Source organism: Paenibacillus sp. FSL H7-0323, assembly GCF_038002725.1.
GTDB classification, from domain to species: domain Bacteria; phylum Bacillota; class Bacilli; order Paenibacillales; family Paenibacillaceae; genus Paenibacillus_AQ; species Paenibacillus_AQ odorifer.
Genome location: NZ_JBBODB010000001.1, coordinates 5,110,796 through 5,131,055, shown reverse-complemented (window position 1 = coordinate 5,131,055; position 20,260 = coordinate 5,110,796). Strand labels below are relative to the sequence as shown.

The window sequence follows — 20,260 nt, the reverse complement described above, 5'->3', positions numbered from 1 at the left end:
TTACCCCGCTACCCAAGAAATACTCAAGCTGCATTCTCCCAAGGCACTCATCAGAGCATACAAAAAAGACACCCCTCAGGGCGTCCTTTGATTTTTTTATATCTATTATATAACACGATGCTGAACCCATTTCTTGCCCATAAATCGCCGCAGGAAAATCAAACCTCTGATCCCCCACTCACAATTCATCGCCAGCCAAACGCCGAGTATACCAAAGTTCAGAACAATACCTAAGATGTATCCGAGCACTACACGGAACAGCCACATCGTAAGCATCGAAACCATAGAGGTGAATTTGGAATCCCCTGCCGCTCTAAGCGCCGAAGGCGTAATAAAGCTTATAGACCATAACGGAATTTGCGCAATCGTATTGATGAGCACAATCAGGAAGATATCACCCACAATCTCAGCAGGAGGATGGAACATAGACACTAATGGATTGAAAAAAGGCATAATCAGCAACCCCATCACCACCAGGGAAAGAGAAGAGGCGACAAGGAATGATTTAATAAATTTTCGAGCATCCTTAACATTATTGCTTCCCATACATTGTCCCACCACTGTAATAATCGTCAAGGACAACGCATTCCCCGGGATTTGCATAATCCCTGCAAAGGAGGAGGCAATCGCATTAGTCGCAAGTGCATACGTACCCAGACTAACGATGAAGATCTGAGTCAGAATTTTACCACCATTAAAGAACATCTGCTCTGCCGCAAACGGCATCCCGATGAACATTATTTTTTTCAGCATAGACAGCTTAACTGCTACAAGATCGCGAATACGGATATGCAGATCGTTGTCCAATCGGAATAGATAATAAAGTGCGCAGAACGCCCCCAGGTATCTAGCTATATTTATAGAAATGGTCATCCCCAGAACACCCATATGCAACAGGTTAATAAAGACGAGATTCAATAAGACATAAGTTAAATTCATAATTAGCGAAAGTACAAGCGAGGCCCTCGTTCTACCAATTCCACGAAGAGCACCACATACCGCTTCCACAACAGCTATACCAAGATAAGAGATACAGCTCCCGATTAAATATATTCGGGCGTTCTCCATAACCTCCGGTGAGGCCGCTCCAAATAGTAAATTCAACAGCGGATTGTGAAAAAGAATTCCGAACATCCCAATAGCAAATGCCATCAGCGAAACAGATGACGTAGCACCTGCCGTAGCTTTTGACACCATGAGGTCATTGCCGCTCCCTTTATACTGCGCAACAACAACCGTCCCACCTGTTGAGACGGCAATAAACACACTAATGAGAAAAATATTAAGAGAATCTATCATATTGACCGCACTGATAGCTGCCACACCAGACGAGCTTATCATAGCTGTATTCACTAGATTAAGACCCACCACAAAGGCCTGATCCACTAGGATAGGGATGAATAAAGCAATCATCTGACGATAATCTATCGACTCCCCAGAGAAATACTTTTCTAGAAACCGCACACTTTGCTTCGTATTTACACCTACATTAGGCTCCATCTTTGCTTCACTTCTTTTACATAGAGTTTGTCAAATTGAATTATGCGTATAAATAGAAAAAGGCTCTTCAGGTTGAAGAGCGATTCAAAAGTATTGCCTGTTTATATGCACTTAGGTATGCGGTCGAGAGGACTCGAACCTCCACGGGGGTTAGCCCACACGGACCTGAACCGTGCGCGTCTGCCAATTCCGCCACGACCGCACAAGATATAAAAAAATACAGTGCAGAATATAAGTTAACATGATTTCACAGAAAGAGCAACAACAAATTTAACAAGTAAAAGCGCCTTCGGTGTCCTTGTAAGGGCAGTAAGCGTTTAAGGGAAGACTATAAGAGTATTGGTGTCACTTATACTTTCTTATATTTAAAAAAAGTGTATCGATGCCCTCAAGAGGATCATCGATACACTTTTAGTTAGAACAATAGAATTATGATGCTTGTCCAAGCATGCGATAGATGATAACCGCTGCTTGAGCGCGATTAGCTATACCCTTAGGTGCAAATTTCCCACCATCAACACCGTTGACGATTCCCAATTGAGTTAGCTGTGCGATAGCCTCTTGTGCATAAGGAGCAATACTGGATTTGTCTGCAAACTTACCCAATGCTGCATTTTTATCAATCGGCTGTAGTTTGTCTTTCAGTGCGTTAGCAACCATAATGGCCATCTCTTCACGAGTCACTTCACGACCCGGTTCAAATTTGCCATTTCCAGAGCCTTGTACAAGTCCAGCCTTCACCGCAAGGGCGATAGAATCCGTGTACCAAACTCCTTGTTTAACATCATTGAACGAACTGGTTGTTGCTGAACCCGTAAGATTCAGTGCGCGTACCAGCATCGTAACGAACTCTGCTCTAGTCACTGTTTTGGTTGGCGCAAAAGTATTTGCATCCAGACCTTTCAGAATGCCCTTAGCAGCCAATGCTTCAATAGCTTCTTGCGCCCAAGCTACCTTGCCCAGATCCTTGAAGTTTGCTGCTGGCGCAGTAGTTGGTGCAGGTGTTGCCGTTGGTGCTGTTGATGGTGCTGGTGTTGCTGTTGGTTTCGCGGTTGGAGTAGGCGTTGGAGTTACACCGGTAGAACCGCCTCCGCTGCCACTGCCTGATCCCGAATCAGCCTTTAATTTATTAATAATACGACCTTCAATGGCTGCTTTAATCTCTTTGCCATTAAACGTTTTTACAATGTAGTCGTAGAACACGTCCAAATCAATAGGTCCAGCCAATGAATCACTGGCTTGAGTCAGAACCTTGTAGTTATCTCCACCCGCAGCCATAAAGTTATTTACTACTGCTGTATATTTCTGCGTAGGATTAATTGGTGTTCCATCAGTTAGTGTGAGGCTCGCAATACGATCGGCTACTGGCAGATACATATTCGCTGTATATTTCAGTCCGGAAATTTGCAGCGTTTTGATATCTGGTGTTCCATCAGCTTTTACATTCCATTGCTGTTGCAGCAATGTTTTGATTTGCGCTCCGGTTAGTGTCAGCTTCACAAGCGTGTTGCCGAATGGCTGAATTTTAGCCAGATCGCCGAAGGTTACAGGACCTTTCGGAAGGTCCGCACGGATACCGCCTGGATTCATAAAGGCGAAATCGGCAGCTTTTGCACCATCGCCGAAGTCAGCATTACGCATAGAGTCAGCAATCAGATTACCAAGTGCAGCCTCATTATTGTAAGCATCGGTACGAGTGATAGTTCCGTCCGTTGTACCCACTGGTTGAGTGAGCTCAGGATGCTTCTCAAGGTAAGCATTAACCAGTGCCACACTTTCCGGATCTGGTGTTACCCCATCATGGAAGGTGGAAGTTACCACAGCAGACTTGTCCTTCACATCACCTGTTTTAGGATCAATGATCAACTTGATATCCTCAAATGCTGTACCGTAAGAATAAGCTTGTACAATCAGCTTGCCGTTTACTGTTCCATTTGCAAGTGCATGGTTATCACCAGCAACGATAACATCAACAGGGGATTCCGCAGGAAGCGCATTGGCTAGATCAGCCGCTTCACCTGTAGTCACACCATCTTTGGTTGTTGCAGGATCATGTGCAAGCACGATAATCGTCTCAACACCTTTAGATTGAAGCTCCTTAGCGTATTTCTCAACAGCCGCCACTTCCTCTTCAGGCGTGAGGAAATGCACGCCAGCCGTACCGGAAGGTGCCACCTTACTTGGTGTGGATTTCGTTACAAGACCAATAAAGCCGATCTTCACACCGCCTACTTCTTTGATTACATAAGGATTAATAATTGGCTCGCCAGTTTTGGCATCCACTGCATTCGCATTAACATAATCAAAATCAGATCCAGCATGGTTAACTTTATTATCCTTAGGGTCGACACCACCATAAAGCTGTGTCATCAGTGCATCAACACCTTGGTCAAATTCGTGATTACCAAGAGAACCCACATCAAATTTCATCATGTTCATCCAAGCATGAGTCGGCTCATCGCGCTCAAGGGATGATACTGGAGCGGATGCTCCAACGGAGTCACCATTATGGAAGAGTAATGAGTTCTCATATTTTGCACGAGTTGCTTTCAAATAAGTCGCGAGATAGGCTGCTGTGCCTACAGACTTATTGTTCACTGTAGAAACAGTGTCGAGTTGACCGTGGAAGTCATTAATTCCAAGAAGGTGAACCTCCACATCTTCCGTCGGTGCAGGTGTCTTCACACTTAGATCTAGCTTGAAAATTCCAAAGCCCTTATTATCTTGCTGTCCAGTATCGGAAATGTTCGCTGGGAGTACATTTGCCGCTTTAGGTGTTGTTGTAAATGTAACATTCACATTGCCTTTGATAGGTGCCAAGGACCAGTTACCATCAGCAGTTGGATCAATCGTACCAGCTTCACTGATGTAGTCCATCAGAACCTGACGATTCTCATCTTGAGAGTCTACAACCAGCTCTGCACCTTTAACACCCGGGAAGTTCCCTCCACCACTTGCGCGGTAATTATTAGTAACAACAATGAAATCCTGATCTAGATCTAAAGGTTGATCATTGTAAGTGACATCCGTTACACGACTCGAAGAAGCATCATTAATCGTACCATCCGGATTGTACTTCGCGTTTTTCGTCACATCAATTTTATATTGAACCCCATCGATTACATCGAAGTTAAAAACTGAAAATTTCGTATTCAACAGAGACTGCGGAGTCGAGATCCCTGGTTTGATGCGGTTAAATGCGCCCGCACTCATTTCCAGCCATTCTTTTACAACAGAACCCTTAACTTTGATTGCTTTAAGGGTATTATCGTATAAATACAGGTCACTTGCGCTACGAATAGTCAAGTCACCCTTATCAATACTGGTGTACTCATCAGGTCCGTTGCGTCCTGCTTTAAAAGGAGCACCAACACTAAGAATGGCAAGGTCCTTATATTGAGGAACATTGATATCAATATAATTCTGAACGTACCACTTTTGTGCATACGTAACAAGTTGAACCGTAGGATCATCCTGAACCATTGCGAAATAGCTGTTCATCGGAGCTGTTGTAACACCAAGCTTTTGTCCAGTATAAGCAATAGTAGCCTCATGTGCTGCTGCAACAGCTGCATCTACAGCCGCATCAGGCTCAACCAGTGGTATATTCACTTTATTCTCTGTCTTATAAATAGAACGAGCAGAAGCTTTTGAACTTTGCTTGTCTACCGTCCAGTCACTACCATCGTATACAATGTTCAGATCGATTAGACCCAAATAAGCTCCGCCGTAACCAGCTTGTACAGCAGGCGTACCGTTAATGTGGCCATTCACATTATCGATCACAGCCTTTTCGTTTGCATACGGTTGTTTAGTAACAGGATCTTTGAACGACGCGTCCAACGTATCGTTATTCCCTGTTGGGAATACCTTATGCGTATGAGAGAACGTAATCGCATCAATATCAGGAACCTTACTCAAAGCGTTAATATCATTCTCAGAACCGTCTCCAACAACGGCGTTAACATCAAACCCCGTATGGGCCATAGCAACAATAATATCTGCTCCCTTAGCTTTCATTTCAGGAACAAATTTTTCTGCCGTTTTAGCAATATCTTCAACGACAACTTTGCCTTCCAGATTAACCTTGTCCCACTCCATGATTTGAGGAGTAACTAGGCCGATTAGACCAACTTGAATCGTCTGCTCATCGCCGTTACTATCCGTTACTTTCTTAGGAATAATAACATAAGGTTGATAAGCATTTGTAACGCCATCCATTTTATATATATTGGCATTCACATAATCAAAATTGGCTCCAGTAGTCATCTCATTACCAGCGCTACCGTTTATCGTACGATCTAAAAATTGTAATCCATAATTGAATTCATGATTACCAAAAGTCGCAGCATCATATCCCATAGCGTTCATGGCTGCAATCATCGGATGGATATCAGTAACATTAGTAGGATCCTTCAGATCCGATTCCTTCGCCACATAAGTACCTAGCGGAGTTCCTTGAATCAAGTCCCCATTGTCGAGCAGGAGGGTGTTGGGTTCTTCACTTTTGGCTTGTTTCACCAAGCTTGCTGTGCGGTCAAGACCGACAGTTACTGAAGCCGCATTCTTAAAATAGTCCCAGCCGTAGACATTGGTGTGCACGTCCGTCGTGCTCATCAGCCGGAGTTTGGCTGTGGCTGCGGATGCTGCTTCAGCTTTATCTGTACCCCAAGCTGCACCCAAACCAATACCTCCAAACACCTGCAAAGAAAGCACTGCAGTTGCTAATACAGAAGCAATCGGCTTATTCCATCGTGTCTTCCATCCCATAATAATATTAGTCCTCCCTATCATTTTCACATAATTTCTGTGATATTATATCACACAAACATAACCAATTATCATATAATTGTAAAAATAATATAAAACAATGTTAAATATAATAACATAAGAAGAAAGACCTAGACTTATGAATCCGTTTTTATAGGTCAAGAGTCAATAGATGCAAAAAGAACACATCTTCACCAGATGTGTCCTAAAAACAATCCTATATAAAGTCTAGAAAAGTCGAATCTATATCCGGCACTACTTTTTACCCATTCATAGCAGTAATCCCAAAACAGATTGCAGTTATTAAAGATAAGGGTGTCATCACAAGTTTTTCTTTCATGCTCCTCGACAATAAGTTCATTATAGTATTAAGCATTAAATAGACGGCAAAAAAATAACATACCCTTCTATCAAAAGGTAATCCAATAGAGATCACATTCCCTGCCTGCAATAAGTACAGGATGGCAACTAGCTGTATCACTACTGAAACTCCACACGCGACTCTCATTTGTGGAGGCATAATTCTATGCCTTCCTCCCATTGCAAATTCCCCATAAGGCAATCCCAGAGACAGCAGTATATAAAGAATCACTGCTCCCAAAAAAGTAATACTCCCAATCCATGCTGATATCAAGTTTTCACCCCTCCATAATTTATTTATCGCACATTAAATTATATGAGTGTAATGAATTATTATGGGCATCAACACAAGTGGTAGCTCTTTCACCCAAATATTTTTTTATGATGAACTAGCACAAGCAACACAAAAATATCTGAGTAATATAGAAGTAAATAGACCAATGAGGTGATCCACAAATGGCAAATACAACGAAGATTCGCAAACGTGCTGAACAGCTGAAAGGTAGACCCGTGTGCATTACGTTACATGATGGACGTACGTATATAGGATGGATAACCGGCCTCGATAAGAATGGACTGACCCTTTCCAAACCACGTAAAAACAAACACAGAAAATCAAAAAAACACTCTTCTTCCCGCTCCCGGAAAGCAAACGTATCAGGATTAATGCCCTTATTCGGCTCACTTTTCGGAATGGGTGGAGGCGTTCTAGGCTCCGCAGGAGCAGGGGCTGCCAGTTCTGGAGGCGGTGGTTTTGGCGGATTTGGCGGGTTCGGGGGAATCGGCAACTTTATTGGAATGGTACAAAAAACTATGCCGGTTATGAAGATGGGCTACAATATGATTAAATCTATTTCCCCCTTCCTTAACGGGCTAAAAGGATTAATGGGATAATCAAAAGACACCCCTCAAGGTGTCTTTTATTTTTGCTCATAATCTTATCAGGTTCTTTAACAATCTGCCTGCAGATCTTAACCGTGGACGTTTTAGATGCTCCTGTACATAACGATAATTCGTCAATTCAACCTTAGCATCACTGAGGGCATAGGTAAAATCATCATCAAAGGGCAACTTATACTCCCAAACTCGCTTACTCCAGTGCGGAATATTTGCTTGCATCCATGGATCGTCTATCCCGGGATGAATATAGGTCTCACTAACGCCATCCGGCAACGAATACAGCTTAGCAATAATAGATCTTTTAAAACTTTCATACGTCTCGCCTTCCTCTACACCAAAAGGATGCGATAGCAAATAGTCGGGAATCGGCACCCCAAACGTATCCGCCAGCCCTGCTCCAAGGGCAACTGGTCGTTCAATATTTTTCAGCGATGCCAAAAGCGGATCCTCAGCATGGATGTATCTGAAGAATCGTGAGGGCAATCCCCAGCGGGAAATTGTCCACAACGTCTGCGGTAGCAAGCTGCGTCCTGTTTCCACTCCGTATAAACTACCCATGTGGTTGTCTACATGGCTAATCACTATTCCCGACTGTTTTACTCGCTCGTACTGCGCATCTATCTCCTTTAGTACGGCTTTTGTCTGCGCCCCCTGTTCGAACTCTTTTACCGTCCTATATTGATGTCCGCTCTCGTCATGAAGAGAAGTCTCTCCCGTCAGGCTCGCCCAGCGCAAAGCCTCAAATTCACTAGTCATCGTCAAGTGAAGTCCCACATTCCGTTGTTGCCTGCGACTACACCATGCAGCGGCCTCCTCAAACCCAGGGGCCACCGCCATAATCGTTGCTGAGGATACCTTTTCCTCTTCCAGCAGATGTTTAATCGCCTGATTCATGGGGGGACTTTGCCCAAAATCATCACAATTGATGATTAATTTTTTGTTCATAGTCAGCCTCACCTCTCAAAGAGTCCATAAATGTAAATTTCATTGTGAAGGATATGACAACAGCTATGGCCAACAGACATAATGGCACCACACTTATTAAATACCTAAATGTCGCTTCAGGATTGGACCCTGGGTCATCGCCGCCTTGATAGCCAAAGATCATACCTACAATGAAAAAAGCTAACGCAGAGATTAACCCGCTTGAACGAGTGATGAATCCGCTTACAGCCGTGTAGATTCCTTCTCTTCTCAGACCTGTTTTTTCCGCATCCTCATCAATAATCTTGCCACCTACTATTGCTGGGGTCACTAGAAATCCGGCTAATCCGAAACCGACAACTACGCCAGCAGCCACGCCACTTAAGAGGTCATAACCAAACCATAACGGAATTACCGATAACGCATATAAGATCAGTGATAACCGCCACGCCTTAACCCCGTCCATCTTACGAATCATCCAGTACCACACGAATACTAATGGAATGACCGAAACAAAAACAGCTGCGAGTAAAATCGATACCTGAGCCTCTGAGATATGAAGTACATATTTTGCATAAAAAGGAATCATCGAGCTTACAAGTCCATTCACCGTTTGGGCAAAAGAGTTCGAAATATTAAACACCCAAAACTTTTTATTCCGAATGGTCTCCCGAAAAGCCGGAATCAACTTCAAGGGTTCCTGCTCTGTGGGCTCCTTCTTTTCTTGGACATTCATCATACATAAAAACATAAACACTCCAAAGAGACAGGCATACACTATAGCCATATTAGAGAAACCAATAGCTGCAAAAATAATTGGGGTTAAGGCAGTACCGATTAACAAAGCTACAACTTGATAGCCTTGCTGAATCGCAGAGGCTTTTGCCCGAATACGGTCTCCACGGAAGAGCTCCGGGAGTAACGCTCCATAATTCACCCATAACACAGTGGCGACAGCCTCATAGAAAATAAGTGTGACTAGAAACCAAGTGAACAATCCATTTTCAGATAATCCGCCGGGAGGGGAGAAAACCAGTACAAATGCCAGCATGAATAACGGAATTGAGCCAAACACCCATGGTCTGCGTCGACCCAAACGAGTATCTGTGCGATCTGACCAATAGCCGAATAACGGATTGTTTACCGCATCCCAGATCAGAAAGATGGTTCTGGCTAATGTAGCAAGTCCAATGCCCAATCCTAATTTTTCAACATAAAAGTAACTGTAAAATGAACTAAATGCCTGACTGGGAACCATCATCGCAAACATCCCTAAAGCAAAGGTGTACGGCGAATTGATCCATTTATGCTTCACTCACATACCTCCCCTATGGTAAAGATCCGGTTGTAATATATTACCATACCGAAGAGAGAACGCCATCAAATTTTTCCTTAGCAGAAACTACGGATAAAAAAAGAGGCCCCGCAGGCCATCAACAAATGGCTGCGGAGCTTTTTCATAACTAGACTATAAAACATCCTTCAGCTTGCTTCGGCTCTGAACATCCAGGGCTAGATAATCACGGATTTCGCATCTTTTTCCATTGATATCCGTAAGAATGATTCGTTTATGACTTGGATACTGCATATGCTCGTGCAGGTTCCGCATAACGATCCGGGTCTGGCCCAGATTCGTTTGCAGCTCCCAAATCCACATATCCGCTTTTTGCTTAATAGAATCAATGCGGGTTACAACCGGAAGAAAATACCGCAGCCGGAGCTCTGTGTCCACTTCCACCCGACTTTCTTCATCGAGCTGATCAATGTCACGAATGACTCCGATCTCCTCACTCTTGGAGTTACGAACTGAAATATACTCCGTGGTATATTGGAATGGAAATATACGAAAAAGAATTAATTCCTCATAGACTTGACCCTCCACTACTCCTTGAAACACGCCACCTTGACTGCGGCTAAAAGAGATTGCACCCGGTTCAAGAATGTTAATCTCATAGGGATCTTTAGGATTCAATTCCCCGTTAACAAGATTCGAATCACTCATGCATCTCAACCCCCTTAATCTGCGACATTTCCTTCTGTGCCTCAACTAGCTTGAAGTAAGCACCTTCTGCAGCAAGCAATTCCTCATGTGTACCCACTTCAATGATCTTCCCGCGTTCAAGCACTACAAGACGGTTCGCATTTCTTAGCGTGGATAATCGATGGGCAATCGCGAATGTCGTTCTGCCTTTTACCAGTCGCGAGATCGCTTCTTGAATTTGCCGCTCGGTCACTGTATCTACAGAAGCTGTTGCTTCATCTAGGATTAGAATTCGCGGATCGTGAATTATTGCTCGGGCAATAGACACTCGCTGCTTCTCTCCACCGGACAATTTATGGCCACGTTCCCCAACTCTTGTATCATAGCCATCCGGCAATTGAACGATAAAATCATGGGCGTTGGCAATTTTTGCAGCGCGCATGATTTCTAATTCCGTAGCGTCCGGTTTAGAATAGGCAATATTCTCAGCAATCGTTCCGTCGAATAGAAACGTCTCCTGCAGCACTACACCGATCTGACTACGCAGATCTGACTGGCTGATATTTCGGATGTCCACACCATCGATGGTAATGGTTCCCTCATCTGTGTCATAGAAGCGACAGATCATATTAATGAAAGTCGACTTACCGGCACCTGAATGTCCGACCAGACCAATCATCTCGCCCGCACCCACTTTTAAATCCACGTTCTTGAGCACAGGATGATGTTTTTCGTATCCATAAGTAACCCGCTTAAACTCAACCTCACCGTTTACGCGGCCGATGGCTGCTGGATTCACAGTATCAGGCACATCTGACGGAGTATCCATAATTTCAAAGACCCGATCTGCTGCTGAAATCGCATGGCTGGCCCAGTTGATCATTTGGCTCACCCACTGCAAAGGTCCAAGAAGCATCCCAAGGTAGGTCACCAAAGCGATTAGCGTACCGATGGATAATTGGCCCTGTAGCACCGTTTTCCCGCCATAAAACCAAATTAATAACGTACCCACACCAGCAACCAACGCAAAAGCAGGAAACATCCCCTGCCATAAGCCTTCGATCCGAATATTATGCCGAACCAGCTCCTTATTGGCGACTGTATAACGTGACATCTCTGTTGTTTCCTGACCGAATGCTTTGACTACACGAATCCCCTGCAAAGAATCGCCAACCAAAGCGTTTAATCTAAAAATAGATCTCCACTGCTGGTACCAACGTCTGCCAATCATCGGCCATAACACGGTCGACAGCACCACCATAAGCGGCATAGGCAGCATAGCAAGCAGCGTTAGCTTCCAATCCATACTGAACATAATAGTGAAAATAGCGATTACCCGTAGCAATTCACCCGAGACCCAGATTACACCGTCAGTCATAAATTGCCGCATCGCCTCTGAATCATTATTCACCCGTCCAATAAATTGCGAAGATTGTCTTCGGTCGAAAAAAGATAAAGATAATTTCATCAAGGAATGATACACATCATGACGAAGATCACCCATGATTTTGGAACCAATCCATACCCCTATAAGTCCACGTACAGTCTGCATTAAAGTAATTACTAAGGACGTGGCTGCTAGCCCGATCACAATCCATAGAAGCGTTGAGCCCATATCCTTTTCTGTCAACACATTATCAACGATCATCTTCGTCAAAAATGGTGGAACAAGCTCTACCAATGTAGTAAAAATCAACATAATCGCCGCAGCGATCATTTGGATCTTATAAGGCTTGGCATAGCTCAGCATCCGAAATAGAACCTTGCCGTTACTCTTGCACACCGGACAAGCTTGCGAATCTTCCGGCAGTGGATTGCGGCATTTTGGACAATTTCTTGGAAACTCTTTTTCAGAAGCGGTTGGCCGTTCCTCGCCTTTAGCTACAGCGCCAATTAATTTAGAAGCAAAACCAAATATAGAGGTAAGTGATGCTGTATAACGTATAAGTATAATAGGCCCCTCTTGGGTATCCACAAGCAACGATCCGCCGCCTACCCCGCCTACTACCCGGGCATCAGTAATATTCGAGACTAGAAGCTTTGAGACCAGTTTCCCGTCCGTTCCCCAAACGGAAATCTCCTTCTCAGTCAATACAAGCCACTGCTCACCGAATTGCCCATCTTTCATTAAATCGGATACAGAGTGAAATAAAGGTTGTTCTGTAAGCTGTATTTCTATAGACTTGGGAAGTTTATCAATAGATGTCATACATTTCTCCCCTTTCTTTACCCAACTATTTACTCACATATATTTACAGTGGTAAAGATGAAAAAATGATTATAATTGTTTTGTATGGTAATTTAAACAAATAAAAAGACACCTCTAAAGGTGTCTTTTTGTATTACTTCCTATGGTACTGACTATACGCTTATTTCAAAGCTTTCCATACCCAGTTCTCTACTTCTGGCAAATCAATACCCTCTTCACGAATGAATTGGTGATGTTTCTTAACGATAGCATCCATTTCATCTGCGATCGCTTTATAGTCGTTAGCATTAGGCAAGCTCAGAACAGCTTCCTTCGCCAAGTCAAAGCGGTCCATTTGATTCAATACGCGCATATCGAATGGTGTTGTGATATCGCCATTCTCGCGGTATCCGTGTACGTGCAGGTTATGGTTATGGCGATCAAAGAACAAGTCTTTAATCAGACCTTCATATCCATGGAAAGCGAAGATAACTGGTTTATCTTTTGTGAAAAATTGATCAAACTCTTCGTCAGATAAGCCACGCGGATCTAATTTTTGACTTCTCAGTTTCAACAAGTCTACCACGTTGATATATCTAATTTTAAGGTTCGGCAGTTTTTCATGCAGGATAGAGATGGCAGCCAAGCTTTCGATAGTTGGTTCTGTACCTGCAGAAGCAAAGACAACATCAGGCTCTCCACCTTGATCGGTGCTTGCCCAGTCAATAATCTTCAGTCCTTTATCCACCAGCTCTTGTGCTTCATCCGCACTGAACCATTGTGGACGAGGATGTTTGGAAGAAACAATCAAGTTAATTTTTTGACGGTCATTTAAGACGGTGTCAAAGACAGCCAGCAAGGAGTTGGCATCAGCCGGCAAATACTCACGGATAAATTCTGGTTTTTTATCAGCCAAGTGACCTAGCAAACCTGGATCTTGGTGAGTGTAACCATTGTGGTCTTGTTGGAATACAGTTGAAGTTGCTACCACATTCAATGATGGAATATCCGCACGCCAGCTTTGATCTGTTGCTTTACGTAGCCATTTGAAATGCTGAGTAATCATCGAATCCACGACACGCAAGAAAGCTTCATAGCTTGCAAAGAAACCATGGCGACCTGTCAATACGTAACCTTCAAGCAAACCTTCTGCCTGATGTTCAGACAATTGGGAATCGATAACACGGCCATAAGAAGCTAGGAATTCGTCATTCGGCTCAATCACTTGATCCAACCATTGACGTTTCGTCACTTCAAAGACAGGTCCCAGACGATTGGACATTGTTTCATCCGGTCCGAAAATTCTGAAATTGCGGTTCTCTTCGTTCAGAGAGATAACATCTTTCATGTATTTACCCAGAACGGCCATATCTTGTGCTATTACTTCACCTGGTTTGGAATTATCAAGTGCGAACTTACGGAAATTCGGTAAGTTTAGATCTTTAATTTGGTTGCCAGCATTAGTAACTGGGTTCATTCCCATACGTCTGTCGCCAGTTGGCAGAATCTCAGCAAGTTCAGCGTTCAGACGACCATTGTCATCAAATAATTCTTCTGGTCTATAGCTGTTCATCCACTCCAATAACGCTGGAGCATGCTTCATATTTTTTTGATCCACTGGAATCGGCACCTGATGGGCACGGAAAGAGTTCTCATTCGGAACACCATCCCATTGCTTTGGACCCGTCCAGCCCTTAGGAGAACGGAAGACCAACATTGGCCAAACCGGACGCGTCAGGTCATTGTTGTCACGTGCATTCTTTTGAATCGCTTCAATTCTTTCAACGATGGTATCAAGCACCTTAGCCATTTCCGGATGCATTAGATCAGGATTTTCGCCTTCAACGAAGAACGGTTCCCAACCCATACCTTTAAAGTATGCAGTAATTTCTTCTTTGGATTGACGAGACAGAATCGTTGGGTTACTGATTTTGAAACCATTTAAGTGCAAGATCGGCAGAACTGCACCATCAGTAACTGGATTGATGAACCGGTTGGAGAACCATGAAGCCGCTAATGGGCCAGTTTCAGCCTCTCCATCACCAATAACAACAGCGGAGATTAAATCTGGATTATCCAGAATTGCACCTACACCATGGGATAGAGAATAACCTAATTCGCCACCTTCGTGGATCGATCCAGGTGTTTCAGGGGCAGCATGGGAAGCAACTCCACCTGGGAAAGAGAATTGTTTGAACAATTTCTTCAGGCCTGGGATATCTTGTGTGATTTCCGGATAAATTTCAGTATAGCTACCATCGAGATAGGAGTTCGAAACCATAACCTGACCGCCATGACCAGGGCCCTCGATGTAGAACATATTCAAATCATATTTAGTAATGACCCGATTCAAATGGGCATAAATAAAGTTCTGGCCTGGAATAGTTCCCCAGTGTCCAATGGGCTTAATCTTTACGTCTGCTTCTTTCAGCGGTTCTCTTAACAACGGATTATCTTTCAAATACAGTTGACCTACAGAGATGTAGTTAGTTGCGCGCCAGTATGCATCAAGCTTCTCTAAATAAGTTTTTGATGAGTAATCAACATCCATGGATAATACCATTTCTTCCACTCCCCAAAATTTTTTCTGTGTCTACATTGCCGTAATTTCTTCCACAAGTACATCATACCGCCGCGAAAAATTAATTCAACCTTTTCAACAAATGATACGGTCCAATTTTGTGAAAATATGAACATAGTATGAAATACAGTGTCAATTGTCTGTAAAAATACGTCAATATTAATATATATGTAAAAATATGGACTGAAGTTTGCGGGGGTATTTGCTCCTTATCCTTCATCTATTTTGCGCAAAACAAAAAAAATAAGACCGAGAAAAATTCCCCAGTCTTACTTTTAATGAACGGACACAAAGGTATTAAATTTTAAGTATTTATAGTGGAAGCGCATATGGGAGAATTCAAATGGCGTGCCATTATCTAAAAAGAAAATCCCTTCCATAATGCTTACTGGCTCATTTGCCTGCAAATGCAGCAGCTCTTGATCCGTAGCCTCAGAGGGTTCTGCGGATATCGATAAAAAGGATTTGGTTACCGCCAGATTTCGTGAATCCTCCAAATAATTAAAGATAGATCCTTCAATAATGGTCTGATTTAAATTCTGCACGATTTTGATTGGGATATAACCCGTTTCAATCATAAAGGGTTCATCATCAAAAAGACGTAAGCGAATGATTTTGTAAACAAAATCATGAGGGCCTAAAAACAGATCCCGTTGTAGTTCTTCCGTTGGTGGAATGACCTCAAATTTCAAAACTTTAATCTTTGGCTTCTTCCCATTCATTTGAAAATTGTCGGTGACACCTAAATTAGAGCCTTCGTAGTTAAAAATAGATTCATTTTTTATGTATAAAGGATTTATAAATGTCCCTGAGCCACGCTTTTTAAAAATAATGCCGGCATTTGCCATTTTAGTCAGAGCACTTTTAATAGAACTACGACTCACTTGATAAGTTTCACTAAGCGTTCGTTCATCCGGTAATTTCATATCGGGAAACTGCCCAGCAAAAATTTTCATTTTTAAGTCATCAATAATTTGTTTGTAGACAAACTGTGTCATGAAGTACTCCTTTTCAGGTCGATACAAGTTTTATTTCAATCTTTACTATAACATAATAACCAGACGTTTATAATCTATCCGGCCAGCTTATTTACGTCGGCGATTTGTCATGCGATTGTACATCACTAAACCGGCAATGACCATGCCCAGCGTCCCCATACTACTTGCTGATTCAGCCTGCATACCAAACAAAATGCACAGGTTAGTGACCAAGCTTTTTGTAAGTACAGCAACAATAATTAACATCAACGGGCGCCAAATGTTGTATCTTCTCATCCAGGCAACACTCCTAATCCAATTTTCTCAAACTATTGATCGATTTCATCTATTATATCACAAGATAGTAACCGCATTCATTTCCTATAACCGTAAAGAAATCGAAGCCGATCAGCATTTTTTACTTCCCTCTATCTTTTTCTGTATTCTAGCCTAGCGAACGTGACGTCTATGTGTCATATTCGCTTTCAATTCCTCAGCTTCTCCTATCCGTCAATTACGCCTTTATTCGACTTTTGGTCTGGACTTATCCTTTTTCACGGATTATAATAACGAATGCACACCAAAAGACGAACATTAAGGCGGAAATCATGAGAAATTATATGCAAATATTCCTAGGCACTTCATTTTCTAGCCTATCCCCAAAAGAAATACAAATTTTAAAGGATCATCTCTTCTGTATCAATTCGGATGGGATGATAGAAATGATCGTTGCACCGGATCACCCCGACTATCAACCCTTGCTTGATGCTTATCAAGGTCAGGACAATTTTCATTTATTAGCTGAAGGCCAGTATTTTTTACCCGGCTTTATCGACCTGCATGTCCACGCGCCACAATGGGCTCAATCTGGAACTGCATTAGATATCCCGCTCTATGATTGGCTAAATACTTATACCTTCCCACTGGAGTCTAAATTCTCGGACCTGGCTTTTGCAAAAAAAGTCTACGATGACGTGGTTGGCACTTTGCTCGCAAACGGAACCACTACAGCACTTTATTTTGCAACGGTGCATAAAGAGGCCAGTCTATTATTGGCTAAAATATGTGCGGAAAAAGGACAACGTGGACTCGTTGGAAAAGTGGTTATGGACGATCCGCAGGGAAATCCTGAGAATTACCGCGACTCCGACACCCACACCGCACTAGTGGATACGGAAGAATTTATACTAGCTGTACAAGAACTCGCTAAATCTACTAAACAAGGCGTTTATCCAGTAGTGACACCAAGGTTCATTCCAAGCTGCACTAATGAGGCTTTACAAGGCTTGGGAGAACTAGCCGCTAAATATGATACGTATGTGCAATCGCACTGTAGTGAAAGTGATTGGGCACATGGTTATGTGCAAGAACGGTTCCAGAAGAACGATGCTTTTGCCTTGCATGATTTTGGTCTGCTCAGTGATAAATCTGTCATGGCACATTGTAATTTTTTAGATGAAGATGATGTGAATTTGTTTGCAGAGACAGGAACAGCTATTGCGCATTGTCCGATATCCAACGCGTATTTTGCCAATAGTGTCATTCCGATCGCTGACTTCCATGCCAAAGGCGTTGAGATTGGTTTAGGCTCTGATATTTCCGGAGGTTTTTCACCTAGTCTCTTCGACAACATTAGACAAGCCGTTATGTCTTCAAGAATGCTGGAGGATGGAGTGAATCCCTCACTTTCTGCACAAAACCGCGGAGTACCCGGATCGCGAATTACGATCCATGAATCCTTTTATCTTGCTACCGCTGGCGGCGGAGAAAGCTTAAGCTTACCTATCGGCCGGTTACTAGAAGGTTATGCATGGGATGTTCAAATAATCGATACGAAAGTACCCTCGGCGAAATTGCCCGTCTTTGATGAGAATGAAGATTTGCAAGATATTTTTCAAAAGATAATGTATCTGGCTAGACCTGAAAATATCCGTGAAGTCTGGGTACAGGGTGAAAAAGTTCATTCGCGTTAAAGATTAATTAAACTAGAAAACTTAAGGTGGGCATCGGAGTGAAAACACAAGTAAACGTACAAGAGCAAGCACATTTGGAATCACAGCTACTAACTGTCCTACCCGATGAAAAAGTTTCATTTAGTAAATCCGTCATTCTCGGCTTTCAACATGTATTGGCTATGGATGTCTATGTAGTGCCATTCCTTATTGCGATGTTAATCGGCTTACAGCCCAATCAGTCCAGCGCGTTAATCCAATCCACCTTTATTGCCGCAGGACTTGCAACGATTGTGCAAACCTATTTCTGTATGAAGCTGCCTATCGCTCAAGGTCCTTCTTATGTTCCGCTGGGTGCGATCGTCAGTATTTATGCAGCTAGTGGTGGCGGAGAGCTCGGTTGGAGCTCCGTGTTAGGTGCCAGCTTAATCGGGGCCATCCTGGTTATTATTTTGGGTTATGCGGGGATTTTTAATAAAATCGTTAAAAACTTTATTCCGCCTATCGTAGGTGGCACAATCATTTTCATTGTAGGTCTATCTTTATTGCCTGTTGCGATCAGAGATAATATCTACGGAGCCTCCGGGGCTTCAATTAATCAAAATGTATTATTAGCCCTTATTTCAGGTGCTACACTGCTTATTTTTGTGGTTCTCGGTACTTTGTTCCGTAATAAAGGATCTGTCTTCCGAATTCTTTCCGTAATGATGGCGTTAGTAGTCGGATGTATTTCCGCTAATATTATGGGCGTTTTAGATTTCTCAGCGATAAGTAGTGCCAAGTGGTTTAGCATGCCGCGGATCGCTTTTGTCGATTTCGGCTTTTCCTTCAACTTTTCAGCTATTATCACCATGGTTATTATTTATATCGTGCTGCTGGCTGAAACAACAGGCACCTGGTTTGCGGTCAGCAATGTAATCAATAAACCTTTGACAGACAAAAATATTAACCGAGGCGTAATTGGAGAAGGAATTGGCTGTCTTATTGCTTCTGTGCTCGGTTCGACTCCTGTTACAGGTTATTCAACTAATGCAGGGATCATCTCCATTACAGGTGTTGCCAGCCGCCGGGTCTTTCTCGCTGTAGGAGGATGGTTTGTCCTCTTTGGTTGTTCCGGTAAACTCGCCGCTTTGATCTCTTCCATTCCATCCGCTGTAATCGGCGGCGTCTTCGCCATCATCTGCGGCATCATCGCAATTAATGGTGTGCAAGTAATGAAAAATGTAACCATCGGCGAAAAAGAAATGTACATTATTGCCTTACCAATGATCATCACCTTGGCTTTGGTACTCATTCCTGGTGACTACTTGAACTCTTTGCCTACATTCGTACAGTATTTATTAGGCTCACCTATCCTAGCTGCTTCATTGGCAGCAATCTTATTGAATAAATTATTACCTAGTGGAAAATAGAACATAAAAAGGAGCAGCCTCTTATTGATCCTTTTTTATCCCCGCGAATAAGCCGAGCTTTGTATGCTACCTTCTGGAATTCCTTAAACAAAAGACACCCATCGAGGTGTCTTTTGTTTAAGGACATGATTATTTTTTACTTGAGTTCATCCATAAAACCGCCTTACCATATGACCTCACAATTTTAATACAAATATCCATATGTCCCTTGATTATATTTAATAAACTAGGATTCCTCCAAAATAACGGAGATTATCAACGCATTGAATTATTCCCTGAAATATATTATGATACGTTTAAACAATTAAACATTATAACGGAGGGAGTTATGAACGAATCTAATAGTAATCAGAAGGCGATTCATATTTTCGAGAATTTAAGCCCCTATTTCCAAGGCTTGGGAGATCCTATACGTCAGCAAATCATTGCATTGCTGATCGACAAAGAGAGTATGAATGTGAGCCAAATTGCAGAGCATATCCCCATGTCCCGGCCTACAGTCTCTCATCATCTGAAAATATTACGGCAAGCAGGGCTGCTTAAGGTTCAGAAGAAGGGCACGGAAATGTTCTACAGACTTGAGTTTGACGAAGCGATAGCGCTTATGAAACAACTTGTCCATTTCGTTGAAGAGGAATGCCAGTGCTAATTAATGCCATTAACCTGACTAGCACTTGTCATTCCTATTTTTTTAAGCAATATGTTAAATAACTTA

At 42.8% G+C, this 20,260-nt stretch carries 13 protein-coding genes and 1 tRNA gene; 4 read left to right on the top strand and 10 right to left on the bottom strand.

Going from position 1 to position 20,260, the window contains the following annotated elements; genetic code table 11:
* Nucleotides 1-105 precede the first annotated feature (105 nt).
* From MHH89_RS23200 to MHH89_RS23190, 3 genes are all read right to left on the bottom strand, one after another.
* A complete protein-coding gene (locus MHH89_RS23200) occupies nt 106-1,500 on the bottom strand; it encodes an MATE family efflux transporter (protein WP_076218289.1) in 1,395 nt (464 codons plus the stop codon).
* 118 nt (nt 1,501-1,618) lie between these two features.
* Nucleotides 1,619-1,702: transfer RNA gene (locus tag MHH89_RS23195), tRNA-Leu, on the bottom strand.
* A gap of 227 nt (nt 1,703-1,929) precedes the next feature.
* Nucleotides 1,930-6,270, bottom strand: coding sequence for a bifunctional 2',3'-cyclic-nucleotide 2'-phosphodiesterase/3'-nucleotidase (locus MHH89_RS23190; RefSeq protein ID WP_341088232.1), 4,341 nt, complete (start codon nt 6,268-6,270; stop codon nt 1,930-1,932).
* 816 nt (nt 6,271-7,086) lie between these two features.
* Here MHH89_RS23190 and MHH89_RS23185 point away from each other — a divergent pair.
* Nucleotides 7,087-7,524: a hypothetical protein gene (locus MHH89_RS23185; protein WP_341088230.1), complete on the top strand. Its 438-nt coding sequence runs from the start codon at nt 7,087-7,089 to the stop codon at nt 7,522-7,524.
* A gap of 36 nt (nt 7,525-7,560) precedes the next feature.
* Here the strand turns inward: MHH89_RS23185 and MHH89_RS23180 are convergent, their stop codons facing one another.
* The 7 genes from MHH89_RS23180 to MHH89_RS23150 all read right to left on the bottom strand — a co-directional run bounded on the left by MHH89_RS23180 (nt 7,561) and on the right by MHH89_RS23150 (nt 16,478).
* Nucleotides 7,561-8,475 (bottom strand): polysaccharide deacetylase family protein, encoded by a 915-nt coding sequence (locus tag MHH89_RS23180; protein ID WP_341088228.1) that lies wholly within the window; start codon nt 8,473-8,475, stop codon nt 7,561-7,563.
* On the bottom strand, nt 8,447-9,769 hold the full coding sequence (locus tag MHH89_RS23175) for an MFS transporter (RefSeq protein WP_076126931.1): 1,323 nt from the start codon (nt 9,767-9,769) through the stop codon (nt 8,447-8,449). The genes MHH89_RS23180 and MHH89_RS23175 overlap by 29 nt, the downstream gene beginning before the upstream one ends.
* Before the next feature lie 153 nt (nt 9,770-9,922).
* Entirely contained in the window at nt 9,923-10,456 is a 534-nt protein-coding gene (locus MHH89_RS23170; protein ID WP_076126929.1) for a DUF1854 domain-containing protein, read from the bottom strand.
* Nucleotides 10,449-12,644 (bottom strand): ABC transporter ATP-binding protein, encoded by a 2,196-nt coding sequence (locus MHH89_RS23165; protein WP_076126928.1) that lies wholly within the window; start codon nt 12,642-12,644, stop codon nt 10,449-10,451. The genes MHH89_RS23170 and MHH89_RS23165 overlap by 8 nt, the downstream gene beginning before the upstream one ends.
* A gap of 160 nt (nt 12,645-12,804) precedes the next feature.
* A complete protein-coding gene (locus MHH89_RS23160) occupies nt 12,805-15,186 on the bottom strand; it encodes a phosphoketolase family protein (RefSeq protein ID WP_175618986.1) in 2,382 nt (793 codons plus the stop codon).
* 293 nt (nt 15,187-15,479) lie between these two features.
* Nucleotides 15,480-16,202, bottom strand: a complete 723-nt coding sequence (locus MHH89_RS23155) for a GntR family transcriptional regulator (protein ID WP_076126926.1) — start codon at nt 16,200-16,202, stop codon at nt 15,480-15,482.
* 87 nt (nt 16,203-16,289) lie between these two features.
* Nucleotides 16,290-16,478, bottom strand: a complete 189-nt coding sequence (locus tag MHH89_RS23150; protein WP_036687195.1) for a hypothetical protein — start codon at nt 16,476-16,478, stop codon at nt 16,290-16,292.
* Nucleotides 16,479-16,789: 311 nt separating this feature from the next.
* On the opposite strand from MHH89_RS23150, the gene guaD reads away from it, so the two are divergent.
* The 3 genes from guaD (at nt 16,790) to MHH89_RS23135 (ending at nt 20,194) form a co-directional block, all read left to right on the top strand.
* A complete protein-coding gene (gene guaD / locus MHH89_RS23145) occupies nt 16,790-18,154 on the top strand; it encodes a guanine deaminase (RefSeq protein WP_076310079.1) in 1,365 nt (454 codons plus the stop codon).
* 38 nt (nt 18,155-18,192) lie between these two features.
* Complete coding sequence (locus tag MHH89_RS23140; RefSeq protein ID WP_076126923.1) at nt 18,193-19,545, top strand: uracil-xanthine permease family protein; 1,353 nt, start codon at nt 18,193-18,195, stop codon at nt 19,543-19,545.
* A 328-nt stretch (nt 19,546-19,873) separates the two neighbouring features.
* Entirely contained in the window at nt 19,874-20,194 is a 321-nt protein-coding gene (locus MHH89_RS23135; protein ID WP_076126921.1) for an ArsR/SmtB family transcription factor, read from the top strand.
* Nucleotides 20,195-20,260: the final 66 nt, after the last annotated feature.

What these genes read in the sequence shown, in the direction of transcription:
- MHH89_RS23185 (WP_341088230.1), top strand. Translation starts at nt 7,087, where the DNA reads ATGGCAAATACAACGAAGATTCGCAAACGTGCTGAACAGCTGAAAGGT.
- MHH89_RS23170 (WP_076126929.1), bottom strand. Translation starts at nt 10,456, where the DNA reads ATGAGTGATTCGAATCTTGTTAACGGGGAATTGAATCCTAAAGATCCC.
- guaD (WP_076310079.1), top strand. Translation starts at nt 16,790, where the DNA reads ATGAGAAATTATATGCAAATATTCCTAGGCACTTCATTTTCTAGCCTA.
- MHH89_RS23155 (WP_076126926.1), bottom strand. Translation starts at nt 16,202, where the DNA reads ATGACACAGTTTGTCTACAAACAAATTATTGATGACTTAAAAATGAAA.
- MHH89_RS23180 (WP_341088228.1), bottom strand. Translation starts at nt 8,475, where the DNA reads ATGAACAAAAAATTAATCATCAATTGTGATGATTTTGGGCAAAGTCCC.
- MHH89_RS23160 (WP_175618986.1), bottom strand. Translation starts at nt 15,186, where the DNA reads ATGGTATTATCCATGGATGTTGATTACTCATCAAAAACTTATTTAGAG.
- MHH89_RS23150 (WP_036687195.1), bottom strand. Translation starts at nt 16,478, where the DNA reads ATGAGAAGATACAACATTTGGCGCCCGTTGATGTTAATTATTGTTGCT.
- MHH89_RS23165 (WP_076126928.1), bottom strand. Translation starts at nt 12,644, where the DNA reads ATGACATCTATTGATAAACTTCCCAAGTCTATAGAAATACAGCTTACA.
- MHH89_RS23135 (WP_076126921.1), top strand. Translation starts at nt 19,874, where the DNA reads ATGAACGAATCTAATAGTAATCAGAAGGCGATTCATATTTTCGAGAAT.
- MHH89_RS23200 (WP_076218289.1), bottom strand. Translation starts at nt 1,500, where the DNA reads ATGGAGCCTAATGTAGGTGTAAATACGAAGCAAAGTGTGCGGTTTCTA.
- MHH89_RS23190 (WP_341088232.1), bottom strand. Translation starts at nt 6,270, where the DNA reads ATGGGATGGAAGACACGATGGAATAAGCCGATTGCTTCTGTATTAGCA.